Origin of the sequence: Lacinutrix sp. WUR7 (assembly GCF_016864015.1) — a bacterium.
Classification (GTDB): domain Bacteria; phylum Bacteroidota; class Bacteroidia; order Flavobacteriales; family Flavobacteriaceae; genus Oceanihabitans.
This window is the reverse complement of record NZ_CP045067.1, coordinates 2,794,717-2,809,799: the sequence shown is the minus strand read 5'-3', so window position 1 is coordinate 2,809,799 and position 15,083 is coordinate 2,794,717. Positions and strand designations below refer to the sequence as shown.

At 32.8% G+C, this 15,083-nt stretch carries 13 protein-coding genes; 3 read left to right on the top strand and 10 right to left on the bottom strand.

Annotated elements, in window-relative coordinates:
• Positions 1-63: 63 nt before the first annotated feature.
• Positions 64-642, top strand: a complete 579-nt coding sequence (locus FG167_RS12315; RefSeq protein ID WP_203458544.1) for a DUF998 domain-containing protein — start codon at positions 64-66, stop codon at positions 640-642.
• A gap of 20 nt (positions 643-662) precedes the next feature.
• On the opposite strand, the gene FG167_RS12310 is transcribed toward FG167_RS12315, so the two are convergent.
• The 6 genes from FG167_RS12310 to rpsF all read right to left on the bottom strand — a co-directional run bounded on the left by FG167_RS12310 (position 663) and on the right by rpsF (position 6,655).
• The gene (locus FG167_RS12310; protein WP_203458543.1) at positions 663-1,130 is read right to left on the bottom strand and encodes a DUF6495 family protein; all 468 of its coding nucleotides are present in this window, start codon (positions 1,128-1,130) and stop codon (positions 663-665) included.
• Between the two features lie 147 nt (positions 1,131-1,277).
• Entirely contained in the window at positions 1,278-2,219 is a 942-nt protein-coding gene (locus FG167_RS12305) for a glycerophosphodiester phosphodiesterase family protein (RefSeq protein WP_203458542.1), read from the bottom strand.
• An 84-nt stretch (positions 2,220-2,303) separates the two neighbouring features.
• A complete protein-coding gene (locus tag FG167_RS12300; RefSeq protein ID WP_203458541.1) occupies positions 2,304-5,420 on the bottom strand; it encodes a TonB-dependent receptor domain-containing protein in 3,117 nt (1,038 codons plus the stop codon).
• Between the two features lie 137 nt (positions 5,421-5,557).
• On the bottom strand, positions 5,558-6,001 hold the full coding sequence (rplI, locus tag FG167_RS12295; RefSeq protein ID WP_203458540.1) for a 50S ribosomal protein L9: 444 nt from the start codon (positions 5,999-6,001) through the stop codon (positions 5,558-5,560).
• A 13-nt stretch (positions 6,002-6,014) separates the two neighbouring features.
• Positions 6,015-6,314: a 30S ribosomal protein S18 gene (gene rpsR / locus FG167_RS12290; protein ID WP_055442298.1), complete on the bottom strand. Its 300-nt coding sequence runs from the start codon at positions 6,312-6,314 to the stop codon at positions 6,015-6,017.
• A gap of 2 nt (positions 6,315-6,316) precedes the next feature.
• Complete coding sequence (gene rpsF, locus FG167_RS12285; protein ID WP_055442299.1) at positions 6,317-6,655, bottom strand: 30S ribosomal protein S6; 339 nt, start codon at positions 6,653-6,655, stop codon at positions 6,317-6,319.
• Between the two features lie 208 nt (positions 6,656-6,863).
• On the opposite strand from rpsF, the gene FG167_RS12280 reads away from it, so the two are divergent.
• Complete coding sequence (locus tag FG167_RS12280; RefSeq protein WP_055442300.1) at positions 6,864-7,559, top strand: LytTR family DNA-binding domain-containing protein; 696 nt, start codon at positions 6,864-6,866, stop codon at positions 7,557-7,559.
• Between the two features lie 264 nt (positions 7,560-7,823).
• Here FG167_RS12280 and priA read toward each other — a convergent pair whose 3' ends face one another.
• From priA to FG167_RS12260, 4 genes are read right to left on the bottom strand one after another with little or no spacing between them, the layout of a single operon-like run.
• A complete protein-coding gene (gene priA / locus FG167_RS12275; RefSeq protein WP_203458539.1) occupies positions 7,824-10,277 on the bottom strand; it encodes a primosomal protein N' in 2,454 nt (817 codons plus the stop codon).
• 58 nt (positions 10,278-10,335) lie between these two features.
• Positions 10,336-11,211, bottom strand: coding sequence for a hypothetical protein (locus FG167_RS12270; RefSeq protein WP_203458538.1), 876 nt, complete (start codon positions 11,209-11,211; stop codon positions 10,336-10,338).
• Between the two features lie 23 nt (positions 11,212-11,234).
• Positions 11,235-11,666: a hypothetical protein gene (locus tag FG167_RS12265; protein ID WP_203458537.1), complete on the bottom strand. Its 432-nt coding sequence runs from the start codon at positions 11,664-11,666 to the stop codon at positions 11,235-11,237.
• Positions 11,667-11,711: 45 nt separating this feature from the next.
• Positions 11,712-12,845 (bottom strand): T9SS type A sorting domain-containing protein, encoded by a 1,134-nt coding sequence (locus FG167_RS12260; RefSeq protein ID WP_203458536.1) that lies wholly within the window; start codon positions 12,843-12,845, stop codon positions 11,712-11,714.
• A 108-nt stretch (positions 12,846-12,953) separates the two neighbouring features.
• On the opposite strand from FG167_RS12260, the gene FG167_RS12255 reads away from it, so the two are divergent.
• On the top strand, positions 12,954-15,083 hold the full coding sequence (locus FG167_RS12255) for a tetratricopeptide repeat protein (protein WP_203458535.1): 2,130 nt from the start codon (positions 12,954-12,956) through the stop codon (positions 15,081-15,083).

Genomic DNA, 15,083 nt, shown 5'->3' with positions numbered 1-15,083 from the left:
CTATTAGTTAGCCGATTTACCGTGCTACTAATTCTTTGCAAACTAAATAGACAATAAAAACAAATGAGATATTTAATAAAGCAAGCTACACTAATTCCTATTCTGTTTTTCGTTCCTGTATTTATTGCAGGTTTTTTAATTGAAGATTATAATTTAATTACACAACACGCAAGCGAAATTACAATTACCGATTTCACTACAGCCAAAGCCATAATTAATAGTGGCGCAATTTTAACTGGATTATCTTGTATTTTATTAGCGAATGGCATTGTAATTAACTTTAAGAGATTCTATACCACAAGTATCTTATTGGCAATTTTTGGAATTTCCATGATTTCTAATGGCTTATTTCCAATGGGAACCATAATGCATGGATTGTACGGTATTGGATTTACGCTTATGATATTGCCTTTTATTGCTTGCTACGAATTAAAAAATGAAAACATAAGCAAATTATTTTTTAAGATAACCATGCTTTCTGGCTTTGTAATTTTTATATATTTCTGGTCTATGCTAGTAGGATTAGATCCCGTTAATTTTAAAGGATTAACCCAAAGATTAGCCAGCGGATTCATTTTTGGCTGGATAGCGTATTTTGCTTATGAATTAAATAAAATGTTACAAAATCAAGTGACTACTTAATTGATAACATGCTATTACCCCTAATTAATCAACTTATTTAAATAGGTATACAAATCTCCTTTTGTGATTACGCCTCCTTGTTGAATAAGGGTAAACTTGTCTTTATTCTTATCTTCGGAATATTCTTTTTTAGCTTGTAAAAACTCTACATTTTCATCCATTAAGTTTTCACGTAACCAGTCAAAACCATCTTTAGTGGTGATGTCAATGCCGTTTTTAATTTGTACTGCAATAACATGCATCTTATCGTCACCTAAAGAAAACAAATGCATTTGTTGTGGCGAAATATGTTCAATAAATTGTGCGTTGTTTAAAACACCTTCCCAAACCAAATCACTAAACACATCTAATTCTTGTTCTGCAACTTCTGGCTTGCTGGTTTTAATTTCATCCCATTCTGCAGCAGTAATAGTTTGTGTTGCTAAAAAATTAATAAATTCTGGGTGCAATTCTTCAAATTGCTCTTTCGTAAGTCTAGAATACTTCATCAAAAAAAAGTTTTTTTTGCTTCCGTGAGAACGGAATTCTAATTATCATTCCCTTAAACCTTTCTGCCGATAGGAAGAAAAGGGAATTTTTATTTATTATTATTTATAATACCTACAAGGTTATAAAAACCTAGCAGGGTAACTATATTATTGTTTATTTACTCCTAATGCTTTGGCTGCAGCAAAAGGTCTATCGGTTGCAAAAACATCTACGCCCATTTCTTGCCATACTTTGTAAGGTGCCTCTTTTTTGGATGCTGCTTGTTTATCTAAGTTTCCTAAAGTACCCAAAATGGTTTTTATGCCATAGGATTGTACTTTTTTATAAAATGCTTCTGAAGATAAGCGCGTTCCTGTAAATGCTAACATGTTTTCGGTTGGAATACTAGAATGCAATAACCAATCTAATTCTTTTTCATTTCTAGCGGAAACAGATAGCAACAACTCCGGAGCAGCTTTGTAAGCCTTTTCTGCTTGTTCTATATCATAAGTGATAATAAGACAAACATCTTCTGCCTTTTCATCTCTAATAGCGTCTATAACCGTTTCTACGGAAACACTACGTTTGATATCTACCGTTAATACTACATTATTCTTTTTTGCCCATTGTAAAACGTCTTTAAATAATGGAATTTTAAAAGTGGTTACATTTCCAAAATCGTCTTCTAAATAAAAAGCTTCTAATTCGGAATATCTATAGTCGGTTAACTTTCCGGTTCCTGTAGAAGTTCTATCTAGCGTATTATCATGTAATAATACCAATTGGTTGTCTTTGGTTTTTGCGACATCTATTTCAAAAATAGCAGTGGGAATACTTTGATACACATGTGCTATGGTTTCTATGGCATTTTCCGGATAGAAGGCAATACTTTTTCCGCCACGGTGCACACTTATTATTGGATCTGCATTGGGTTGGTATTTAAAAGCTTCAATTAAAGCGGACTTATTAATTGTTTCCTTTTCTGCTTCCGTTGAACTAGAAACATTAGTATTTTGGTTCTTGCAAGACACAAGAGCTATAAAAAGGAATGCGAAACATAAATGCTTTATAGATTGATTTCCGCGAAAGCGTTTATAAATAAATGTCATTAGAAATATTTTTAAATAATTGCGTTAAAAAAAATGCGCCCCTTAAAAGGAGCGCAAATTTAAAAAATATATGTGACGTACGGACTAGAAAATGTATCTAACTCCGAATTGTGCTTGCCATCTAGATAATAAACTACTGTCATAAGAAAAAGTTTCTTGCACGCCAGTAAAAGTATAAGTTGGTACACCTGAAGCGTCAACATCTACACCTATTGGTTGCACAGATGTTGGTTGTTGAACCAGTCCCCAATCACTACTAATTAAGTTTCCTACGTTTAATACATCGACACTTAATTGTATGGTATTGGTTTTCTCTCCAGCTACTTTAAATTTATAATCTTGTAATAATTTAAGATCCCAACGTCCTCTCCATGGAGCTAAAGCGCCATAACGTTCTACATAATCTCCACGACGATCACTTAAATAATCATCTTGCTGAATGAAAGCTTCATAAGCTTCTGCTTGTCCGGCACCCGAGAATTGCATTTGTTGTAATTCGGAACTTGTTGGTACGTATAGTAAATCATTAAGATTCGATCCGTCTCCGTTTAAATCCCCACCATAAGTGTAGTTAAAACGTCCGCCTTGCGCATACTCAAAGAATGTAGAGATTGTAGTGGACCATTTATCTTTTCCGTAGCTAAACTTTTTACTAGCAACACCAATAAAACGATGGGTATCTCCATATTTAGAATAGGATAATACGTCATCATTTGCATTACCAACAACTGGATTAAAAGCGAAAGCATCACCAGTAATTTCCGCTTCAATAGAGTTTACATCTTTCGCATTTAAATAGTTATACGCTAAACTAGTATATAAACCATTATCGAATGTTTTTTGTCCTTTGGCTGTGAAATTCCAGATACGCCCTTTGTCTGAATTTGTAAACACGTACGCATTATTAATAAGATCTCCAGAAGTATAGATTGGCCTGGTATCTCCTGGTGCATTTAAGTTTCCGGAAGGATCACGAAGTCCCCAGTTTTGTACATGTGCACCATGAATATCTTTAGTATACGAAATATCTCCTGTTGCTACAATACCATTTTCGAATCTGTAATCGGTTCCAATATTTGTTCTCCATACTTGTGGGAATTTAAATTCTGGATCTACTACTTGGTAATAGAATACTTCTGGATTTGCAATTTGGTTCCCTAGCCAAACAAATGGTAATCTACCTGTAAACACTCCTGTTCCACCACGTACTTGAAAGCTATTATCGCCTTTAACATCATAATTAAATCCTACTCTAGGCGAGATTAATACTTTATTGGTTGGCATTTTAGTGTTATCTAAAAATACGGTTTCTCCAGTATTCGGATTTAAATACGGAATGTCTGGCGCATAACAACACGCTCTATCAATTACTTCTTGTGCTTTGGTTGCGGTGTCGAAAAATAATGGTTTATCAAATCGTACCCCATAGGTTAATTTAAAGTTGTCGGTTACATTCCATTCGTCTTGCACATAAAATGCTGCTTGACCAACATTTGTTTCTGCTAAAGTCCATCCTCCAGCAACACCATCACCATTAGACTCTAAGCTGTTATATGCATTGTTTGCTTGGTTAAATAATGCTTGTAATTGTCCGGAATCTGCAAAGTTTTGAAAGTCATCCATGGTTGTCGTTGGAAAGAAAACCCCTTGTGCACCATAAGCACCTAAGTTAAAGGAATTATCAAACTCAAATTTTTCAAAAGAAAAACCAACCGTATACGTATGATCTCCTCTTACAATATTTAAATTATTAGAAAACTGTAATACTTTTTGGTCTAGTTTATTGTGAATAGAAAAAGGTTCATGTCCAGCAATAATGTAGTTAGAACCATCTTTAGTAATCGTTACCGTTGGTGCTGGAGTGGAAAGCGGATCTCTAAAATCATCAAAATGCGTATAACCAAATTGTAATTTATTAGTCATATCATTTGGCAACGTAGAATTTAATTCTACCTGTACCGATTTTATTTTATTATTAATTTCATAACCTGCATTTTCAAATTGTAATGTATTTGTACTCGGACCTCTAAAGCCTAATGCAGATGGATGTGCAGGTTTTTCTTTAGATGCGTTTAAGAAATTATAAATAACTGCTAAACGGTTATTATCATTAATATTCCAATCGAATTTTACAATTCCTTTTGTAGAGTTCGAATTGTAATTGAAACCTTGATATTTACCTGGATTATATCCGATGTCTAATAAGGCATTTTGAACGATTAATAAATCCGACTCTAAAACACGAGTTTCATTAATAGCGCCACTTCCTGTATTAGGCGCATAACCAGCAGTACCTAAATCGGAACGTTCATCTTTTTCAAAATTAGCGAAGAAGAATAATTTGTTTTTAACAATTGGTCCACCAATACTTATACCATATTGTTGTTGTTCTAAATCTGCTTGAATAACATCTTCTCCTTTAATTTTCCCACCGGTCATGTCTTCGTTTCTAGTAAAACCGTAAACCGTTCCATGAAATTCATTCGTTCCACTTTTAGTTACAGCATTCACTGCAGCACCGGTAAATCCGGACAAAGTAACGTCATAAGGTGCTAATGACACCTGAATTTGATCGATAGCATCTAAAGATATTGGTTGCGAATCTGTTTGTCCGCCAGGCGTTGCAGCATCTAATCCGAATGGATTATTAAAAACGGCACCATCTAAAGTGAAATTATTGAATTGGTCATTTCTACCACCAAAAGAATTACCAGAAGCCGAAGGCTCTAATCTTGTAAAATCGGCTGCAGATCTTGAAATTGTTGGCAGCGATGTTAATTCACGTCTTCCAACACTAGTTTCTGCGCCCGTTCTATCGCTACTAAAAGTTCCTGACGTGGATGTAGTAATAATAACCTCATCTAATGATTCGGTATCTGTAGCCATTACGGCATCAATATTTGTTGTTTTTCCTAAGGTTAAGTAAACATCATTAAATATTTGATCTTTAAAACCTATATAGGTTATGGTTACTTGATATGGTCCACCTACTCGAAGGTTTAGCAAATTGTAACGTCCATCTAAATTTGTTATCGCTCCGTACTTTGTTCCAGTTGGCTGATGTACAGCAATAACATTTGCACCAAATAATGTTTGGCCTGTGTCTTCTAAAATGAGACCTTTAATGTTAGATGTAGTAACTTGAGCAAAACTCCATACTGTAACTAACAATAAAGTAATTGTTAAACTTAGTTTTTTCATTGTGATATTGGTTTTGATTAATTAATATGCTTATATAATATCAACTAAAAATACCACAAAAAAAAACCACTCTAGATAGAGTGGTTTTATAACTAGTTATAATTTATTAACGTTTTGTTAACAAGATTTATAATTTTTTAAGCTTGAGCAATTACTTCAAAAGATAAATCAATACTTACCTCTCTGTGTAAACGTATAGTAGCATCGTACTTACCTAAACGTTTTACTGTAGTAACAGTAATGAATTTTTTATCAATAGATTGTCCTTCTTTAGCTAATGCTTCTGCTACATTAATGTTGTTAATAGATCCAAATAATTTGTCTCCAGTACCAACTTTAGCAGCTATTTTAATTTCTAATGCTTTAAGTGCATCTGCAACTTTGTTAGCATCGTCAATTATTTTCTTTTCTTTATAAGCTCTTTGCTTAATGTTTTCAGCTAAAACTTTCTTTGCAGAAGAAGTAGCGATAACAGCGTGACCTGTAGGAATTAAAAAGTTTCTACCATAACCGTTCTTTACTGTTACAATATCGTCTTTAAATCCTAAATTCTCAACGTCTTGTTTTAATATAAGTTCCATTGTTATGAGTATTTTATTTTAATAAATCTGCCACATAAGGCATTAATGCTAAGTGACGTGCTCTTTTTACTGCAACAGACACTTTTCTTTGGTATTTTAATGAAGTTCCTGTTAAACGTCTTGGTAAAATTTTACCTTGCTCGTTTACAAAACCTAATAACCAGTCTGGATTTTTGTAATCAACATATTTGATTCCAGATTTTTGAAAACGACAGTACTTTTTATTCTTGTTCGTTTCTATATTAAGAGGAGTTAAATATCTAATTTCTCCGTCTTTTTTTCCTTTAGATTGTTGTTCTATAGTACTTGCCATAATTATGCTTTTTGTTTTAGTTTAACTCTTCTTCTTTCTGCCCACGAAATCGCGTGCTTGTCTAAAGATACAGTTAAGTAACGCATAAAACGCTCATCACGTCTAAACTCTACTTCTAAAGGGTTAATAACGTCACCATCTACAGTGTACTCGAATAAGTGGTAAAATCCACTTTTTTTGTTTTGAATTGGGTAAGCTAATTTCTTTAAGCCCCAATCTTCTTTGGATACCATCTTTGCTCCTTTAGAAACAAGAAAATCTTCGTATTTCTTTACTGTCTCCTTTATCTGTGTATCAGATAAAACGGGATTTAAGATGAAAACAGTTTCATAATGATTCATAAAAATCTAATTTATTTGTTAAAATTGGGTGCAAAAGTAAGCCTTTTATTTAAATAGAACAACAAATTTTTAAACAAATTATAAGGAATTTTAAAACATTTTAATTTGTTAATATTTTGTTAAAACAATCATTTAGTCGGTGTTTTTTGGTTTTTATCCGAATTATTCGTACTATTGTCGATATCTTAACCGAATAAATATAAATGTTATGACTTTAAACTGTGTAGTAGTTGATGATTCAGCAATACAACGTCTGTCTATTGTAAAGTTAATAGAAAATCACTCTTCTCTTAATTTAATAGCAGAATATAGCAGTGCTCTTGAAACTAAAAATGGATTAAATACACACAAAGTAGATTTAATTTTCTTAGATATAGAAATGCCTGTATTAAATGGATTTGAATTATTGGATGTATTAAATAATAAACCACAGATTATTTTTGTGACTGGTAAAACAGAGTATGCTTTTAAAGCATTTAATTATGATGCAACAGATTATTTGCAAAAACCAATCACAAAAGAAAGATTTAGTACTGCTGTAGATAAAGCCCTAGAGCAACATAAATTAAAATTAGACTTTAACGAAGCAGAAGGTGAACACATTTTTGTGAAAAGTAACCTTAAAAAACGTAAAGTATATATTAAAGACATTAAATGGATTGAAGCTCTTGGTGACTACGTAAAATTAGTAACTGAAGAAACTAGTCTGGTTGTACTTTCTACTATGAAAGCTTTTGAACATGAATTACCAGAAGGTAAGTTTTTAAGAATTCATAAATCATATATCGTAAACCTAGATAAGGTAGATAGATTTAATAGTAAGAATGTAGAAGTTGGCGCTTATGAAATTCCATTAAGTAGAAACAAGAAAACCCAACTTGTAGAAGCTTTAAATAATAATTAGCCCCAAAATCGATTAATAGCAACTAACTAGTCCAACTTTTGTTGGACTTTTTTTTGTTTGTAATTCTTGTGTTTTTTTCACCTCTAATTAAACAGCGTCTATTACAGTGGTTTTATCTAAAAAATAAAATCGAGAATTTATTTCAGGAAAGAAACTTCTTATACTTCTGCATACTAAAAATGTTCTCGATACTAATTTCATGCTTCAAAAAGCATAAAATTCACTCGAACTGACAAATCGTAATCCTTAGAAAAATGGTTTATTTTAGTAATTATCAACATTTAAGATAACACGAACCGATCTAAAATCTTTTACCGCATTAAAACTAGTATCTATTTTTAATATAGCTTCTTTGGTTTTTGCCAAAGATTGCTTGCTTGGTATCTTAACCAAAATGTTTTTATGAAATTGATTTCGTATTCTAGAAACTGGAGGAAATTCTGGTCCGAGAACAAAATCACCAAATACTTGTCGTAAAGATTTAGCATACCAATCTGCCGCCATATTTACGCGATTATAATCTTTATGCTTTAATACAATCTTTATTTGTCTATATATAGGAGGATATTTAAAATTATACCTTTCGTCCATTTGCTCTTTGTACATACCAGCATAATCATTGGTAGACACTTGTTGTAGAATTTTATGATACGGATTATAGGTTTGTATTAATACTTTTCCTCTTTTTTCGGTACGTCCTGCCCTACCAGAAACCTGAAGCATCAATTGAAAACTACGTTCATGGGCTCTAAAATCTGGAAAATTCAGCATATTATCAGCATTCATAATCCCTACAAGTCGCACGTTTCTAAAATCTAATCCTTTGGTTAGCATTTGTGTACCGACTAAAATATCGACTTCCTGTTGTTCAAAAGAAGTAATAATCTTTTCGTAACCATATTTACCACGCGTGGTATCTAAATCCATTCTACCTACTTTGTAATCTGGAAACAGCTCCTTCACCTCTACTTCTATCTGTTCTGTTCCAAAACCTTTACTATCTAAAGACGGACTCCCACAAGCCATGCATTTTTGAAGCATTGCCGAATTATAACCGCAATAATGACAACGCAACTGATTTCGATATTGATGATAGGTTAAACTCACATCACAATTAGGACATTGCGGCGCATTACCACACGTATTACATTCTACAATTGGCGAATAGCCTCTTCGGTTTTGAAACAGTATAATTTGTTGTCCGTCATTTAATGTTTCGGTCATTTCTTCAATTAACCGATCACTAAAATGACCTTTCATTTTTTTACGCTTATGCTTGTCTTTAATATCTACCAATTCAATTTCTGGCATCAAGACATTGTTATATCGCGTAGTTAATTCTACAAAACCATACTTATCTTGTTGGGCATTAAAAGAACTTTCTAAACTTGGCGTTGCAGAACCTAATAAGGTTTTTGCTTTAAAAATATTTGCTAAAACAACCGCTGCATCTCTTGCGTGATATCGTGGCGCAGGATCAAACTGTTTAAAAGATTGCTCGTGCTCTTCGTCTACTATAATTAGCCCAAGATTGCTGAATGGTAAAAATATAGAAGAACGTGCTCCTAATATGATTCGCGCTTTCGCGGAATTGTTCAGTAAATTTTGATAAACTTCTACGCGTTCATGAATAGAATATTTAGAATGAAACACCGCAACTTGTTCTCCGAAGTAATTCTGAAGCCTAGAAACTAATTGAGTAGTTAGTGCAATCTCCGGAAGCAAGTACAAAACCTGTTCGCCTTTTGCTAAAGCTTCTTCCATAAGCTTGACATATATTTCGGTTTTCCCAGAAGAGGTCACCCCATGTAATAAGGTAACACTATGTTTTTCAAAAGCCGTTTTCACTTCTTCTAAAGCTACAATTTGATGTTCATTTAGTTCTTTGGAAGCTTCATTTTCGTCTCCAGAATAATTAATTCTATCGGTTTGAATGTGATATTCTTCTAGAATACCTTTATCTACTAATGTTTTTATAATTGCCGAAGAAGCACCACTAACTTCGGTTAATTCGGCAACCTTTATCGGTTTCTTTGTTTTTGACGATAACATAAACAAAGTCATGATCACTTGTTTTTGCTTTGGCGCTCTATTTAATTCTTCTAATATATCTTGAAGCGCAGCTTCCGAAGCATATGCAGTATGCAACTTTACGTATCTAACATATTTAGGTTTATATTTTTCGTAAATCTCTTCTTGTAAATGAATCGCTTCTTTCTCTAAAAGCCTTTTAATTACTGGAAGTACATTCTTTTTATCTAAAATTGATATTAGGTCTTGAATCTTTAAGGACGACTGATGCTGTAATGCTTCGTAAACCAAGAATTCATCATCTTTTAAGTCTTCGTCTGCAATAATCTTATCGTTATTCTTACTAATAATCGTTTCACTTTCTAATAGAAATGCACTTGGTAAAGCTGCTCGCATGACATCTCCTAAAGTACACATGTAGTATTTAGAAATCCATTGCCAAAAAGTAAGTTGTTGCAGGGTAATTACCGGTGTCTCATCTAGAATTTGATGAATCTCTTTAGCTTCATACACCAACGGTTTGTTGTTATGAATACTGTGTACAAGCGCGGTATACATTTTTGTTTTACCAAAAGGAACAGCCACACGCATTCCTACTTGTAGAAAAGATGCTTCTGCCTCTGTAATACTATAGGTAAATAGTTTTTCTAGAGGAACGGGAAGAATGACGTCTATGAAATGATTCATAAACCAAAGGTAATATGTTTCTATAAAAAAACCGCCTTTAAAAAAGATGCTTTTTTAATCAATTACCTAATTTAAATAATTTTTTCAGGGAAGCCGAATCACTTTTTTGTTTTGTTGGGGGTTTCTCGTTCTTTATGGCAGGTTTTCGTTCTGCGCGTTTACTTCTTGAATTTTGCGAGATAGATCTTCTTCTTTCCGATGCGTTAGATTTTGAAGAAACAACCTCTGTAGCTGCTTTTGGTATACTAGACATGCTTCCTCCTGCTTTTTTATCTGCAAGCGCTCTTAAGGTTGCTACTTGCGAATCATAATTTCCCATATATATTTTATCATAAAGTGCAATCGCTTTGGTATATTGTTTTTGCTCTTCATAAATACAAGCCAGTAATAGCAATTCATGTCTTGTCGATTGTATATTAGAAGCATTAGGATTGACATCAAAACTTTTATGAATATCGGCTTCTGCTTCTTTTAAATTCCCCAAATTAAAGTGTAATTGTGCTCGATGAAAATAGGCATACGCATTTGGAGACATTGCTACCATTTGGTTTTTAGATTCCAAATCGCTTTCTTTTGCTCGTTCTCTAGCGATTAGTATTTCACTAGTTCGAGTTCTATTCAAATACTCAAAATAGATATCACAACTGTAGATTAATTCATATTGAAACGCAAGCACCAAGTCTTTTCTGGCTACTTGCCCTAAATAATATCTTTTATTCAAATCCTCTTCTACAATTGCAGCATCTATCTGGTTTGCATATTTAGGCAGGATTTCGGTATAACACTTTTTATATGCATTTGGCGTCAGGTTTCGTTTTAAACTTTCTTCTTCTATACAGGAACAAATATCTGTTCTAAAGGCACTTTTATAGTTTTGGCTATTCGCAAAGTGCACACTTAACAAGAAGAATAAAAAGAGATGTATCTGTTTCATGGTGCGGTTGTATTTACGATTATTTATTCTTCCTCTTCTGTACCTACAAAATAGGTTTTGACCATTAAAACGCAGTATCGCAATACTTTTTTAGACTTGTTTAAGTTTGCTGTTGCTTTTCCTTTTTTCATCAGGTTCGCGTTTCCGTTAGCCATATCATCAAAAACTTCTGGAAAAATATCCCAAAGACTATCGATATCTTTTTCTGCATGCTCCATTAATTCGTCTTCAATCTCTGTTGGAATCTCTACTCCTGCCTGCGTTAAACTGTCATAAACAAATACTTTGTGATATAGATTAAACGTCTTATCTACAAAATGATCTACACTAGAAATCTTAGATTCTCTTTTTGGTGGTTTGACACGTTTTTCTTGCGAAAATCCATACCCCGGAATTAGAAAAACAGCGAGTACGATTATTAGAAGGATATGTTTTGTCTTTGGTATATTTTTCATGATATCTAATTTTATTGGAAACTACTTTTTGACGAATTAACGGATTTATTTCTTAATGATTTTTTCAGTAATCACCTGATTACCATTAGAGAGTTTTAAAATATACACTCCAGAATTTAATTGCGATATATCTATGGTTTGTAATGCATTTGTAAGTTTTTCTTGCTGTACAATTCTTCCGTTTAAATCCATAATTATAGCTTCACTATGTTGCATGTTACTTTTAATATGTAGAACATTTTGAGCAGGAATTGGATATACTAAGACACCTTCAGCCAAAAGATTTTCAACACCAAGCGTATAGCATATTGGATAGGTTCTTCTATCTCTTGTTTCATTTACCCAACTTCCTAGTAAATAATTTTCTCTAACAAGTTCGGTGTAGTATCCTTGCGCATTATTTGTATAGGTTTCTCTTCTGTCTAGATCATAAACCATGGTACTTGTATTCCACTCCGAAACTAGAGATTCTATTAAAAAATCATTGCTATCAAACGTATATGTTTCTTGTCTATCATTAACCCAAGCATTGGATTCCCAATCTTCAAAAGTCTTTATGTTTAATAGATTATTAGCGTCATAAACAAAGGTCGTTCTACCATCATTAATCCAAACATTATCTACCGTAGACCATGCACTACTTAAAGCAATTTCTAAAAGCGGAATGCTATTATACGTAAATTCGCTTTTTATATCATTTATCCATTGGCTAGCATTTATATCCCATTGTTGTGTGATACTTTCGGTTAGTAAACTCCCGTTATAAGCATTCACAATTCGATATTCTAATAGCCAAGCATTGTTTATCCAGAGATAATGCAAAATCTCTGTTAGGTTATTTCCATCATAAGCTTGCGTAGATCGTCTATCGTTTTCCCAGGCAGCATTAACACTGTTCCATAATTCATTAATCGTTTCGACTACTTGATTGTTTCCGTTATAACTTATGGTTAATCTAGAACTATTAACAAATATACCACTACCAAAATCTAAAACTTGTGAGACCGCTAAATTTGGAAGACAATCTACATTAAACGTGTAATTTACTGTAGAAAAATGCATCCATTGGTTAGAAAACCACAAATCATTCTCCCAAGTTTCTGGAACTGGAGGAGCTGCAATTTGCGCAAGAGTTACATGCGCATAAAAAAACAAAGCGAAAAGTAGTTTTAGTTTCATAGTAGCCAGTTTATGGATTAATAGCTCTATGAAGTAATAGGAATTTTACTAAAATGACAACCTAGAATTTATAACTGTGCATTTTGACTTCATTTTCGCACAAATAATATGGTCTTTAAAAAAAATAGAAGTACTTTTAACTTGCTATTAGTTAATTCTTTACCACAAATGAAATGTATTATTTGTTACTTTTTTATGCTGTATTCTTTGGTTTGCTTTTCGCAACAGCAAAAAATAGATTCTCTTGAAATAGAATTAACTAAAAACGAAGCGCCAAATATTGAGAAATTGGAAATCTTAAATCAGCTTACTGCTGCTTATAATCCGTCCAATCCAGAAAAAGGATTACAGTTTGCTAACGAAGCTATTTCACTTGCTAAAAGTCTTCCATTAAAGGACAAAGAAGCGCTTGCTTACAAAAACAAAGCAATTCATTTAATTGCGTTATCTAAAGACTCTTTAGCTATTGTAGCGTATAACGAAGCTATAAAGATTCAAACCACACGCAAAGCATGGAATCAAGTTGCACGCATTAATTACAATAAAGGGCTCATCTATTTTGGACAATCGAATTACCAAAAAGCAAATAAACTTAATTACAAAGCATTAGAAATTTTTGAAAAAGAAAAAGACAGCTTTTTAATGGCTGTGGTTCTCAATAGTATTGGCATTAACCAAATGTATCAATCGCAATATCCCGAAGCTATTGACACCTATCTAAAAGCGTCTAAAATTCATAATCAAACAAACACTACCCATACAGATCGTCATGCAGGAATTCTCACTAATATTGGATTGCTATATTCTAGATTAGAAAAATACGAGGTAGCCCTAAAATATTATAATAAAAGCCTAGAAATTAATAAAAAGCTAGATACTAAAGTAGAAACAGCAAATACACTCACGAATATTGGTAATTTATATGACGACTTAAAACAACCCAAAAAAGCGATTACGTATTACAAGGAATCTTTAGCTATCATGCAAAGTATTAATAACAAATACGGTATTGCAAGTGCATTAACAAACACTGGAATTGCTTACATAACTTTAAAAGATTACAAAAAAGCATTAGCCTATTTAAACCAAACCAAAGTCTTATTTCAAGAACTTAAAAACACAAATAGCCTAGCAATTGTTTATGAAAGCATTGGTACTGCATATTTAGAAAGTGGCGCCTTTTTGAAAGCGAAAAGTAATTTTGAAAGTGCATTCATGTATTCTAAAAAAACACAAAGTATAGAACGACAAGCAAGTGTTTTAGAAAACCTAGCATTAGTAAACGCGAAGCTAAAAAACTACAAAACGGCCTACAACAACCAAACGGAAGCAAAGAAGTTAAAAGATCGTTTTATGTCTTCCGAAAAGAAAGAAGAAATAGCAAAATTAGAAGCCAAATACGAGTACGAAAAAAAGGAAGCTGCACTAACGGCAGTTCACGATAAAAAACAAGCAATTCAAGAAGCAGAAATAGCGAGATATAAGTTTATAAAAAACACTTCTATTTATACTGGTAGTAGCTTGGCTATTGGGTTAATAATTGGTTTCATATTGTACAAAAAGAAACAAGAAGCAATTGCTACAACTAAAGAAACAGCCTTTAATTTAAAAGTTTCTAACACCGAACTGAAAGCATTGCGAGCGCAAATGAACCCGCATTTCATTTTTAATTCTTTAAATTCCATCCATGCATATATTGCTAAAAATGATATGGAGAATGCTTCCAACTATTTGACCAAATTCTCTAAATTAATGCGCGAAACTTTAGAGAAATCGACACAAAAAGAAATTACTTTAAACGAAGACATTAGTATCCTAAAAACCTATTTAGATATCGAAAACAAACGTGCCAATAATAGTTTTACCTATACTATAAATGTAGACGAAAATATAGATCCTGAAAACACTTTAATTCCGCCAATGATTCTACAACCATTTGTGGAGAATAGTATTATTCACGGATTAAGAAACAGTACTAAAAACGGAGAAATAGCCATTAATTACATCCAAAAAGAAGGCATGATTATTTGTAGCGTGGAAGATAATGGTATTGGTCGAGAAGCATCTGCAAAGACAAATAATAATAATAATAATAAACATTCTTTAGGAATGAGTATCACTAAAAGTAGAATTGAAATCATCAATAAAATAAAGAACACCAATGGTAATCTTCAAATTATTGACAAACCAAACGGAACCAAAATTGAAATAAAACTACCACTAACTCTCGCCTTTTAA

Coding starts and splice junctions, on each gene's coding strand:
- FG167_RS12315 (WP_203458544.1), top strand. CDS start 64: ATGAGATATTTAATAAAGCAAGCTACACTAATTCCTATTCTGTTTTTC.
- FG167_RS12310 (WP_203458543.1), bottom strand. CDS start 1,130: ATGAAGTATTCTAGACTTACGAAAGAGCAATTTGAAGAATTGCACCCA.
- FG167_RS12305 (WP_203458542.1), bottom strand. CDS start 2,219: ATGACATTTATTTATAAACGCTTTCGCGGAAATCAATCTATAAAGCAT.
- FG167_RS12300 (WP_203458541.1), bottom strand. CDS start 5,420: ATGAAAAAACTAAGTTTAACAATTACTTTATTGTTAGTTACAGTATGG.
- rplI (WP_203458540.1), bottom strand. CDS start 6,001: ATGGAACTTATATTAAAACAAGACGTTGAGAATTTAGGATTTAAAGAC.
- rpsR (WP_055442298.1), bottom strand. CDS start 6,314: ATGGCAAGTACTATAGAACAACAATCTAAAGGAAAAAAAGACGGAGAA.
- rpsF (WP_055442299.1), bottom strand. CDS start 6,655: ATGAATCATTATGAAACTGTTTTCATCTTAAATCCCGTTTTATCTGAT.
- FG167_RS12280 (WP_055442300.1), top strand. CDS start 6,864: ATGACTTTAAACTGTGTAGTAGTTGATGATTCAGCAATACAACGTCTG.
- priA (WP_203458539.1), bottom strand. CDS start 10,277: ATGAATCATTTCATAGACGTCATTCTTCCCGTTCCTCTAGAAAAACTA.
- FG167_RS12270 (WP_203458538.1), bottom strand. CDS start 11,211: ATGAAACAGATACATCTCTTTTTATTCTTCTTGTTAAGTGTGCACTTT.
- FG167_RS12265 (WP_203458537.1), bottom strand. CDS start 11,666: ATGAAAAATATACCAAAGACAAAACATATCCTTCTAATAATCGTACTC.
- FG167_RS12260 (WP_203458536.1), bottom strand. CDS start 12,845: ATGAAACTAAAACTACTTTTCGCTTTGTTTTTTTATGCGCATGTAACT.
- FG167_RS12255 (WP_203458535.1), top strand. CDS start 12,954: ATGGTCTTTAAAAAAAATAGAAGTACTTTTAACTTGCTATTAGTTAAT.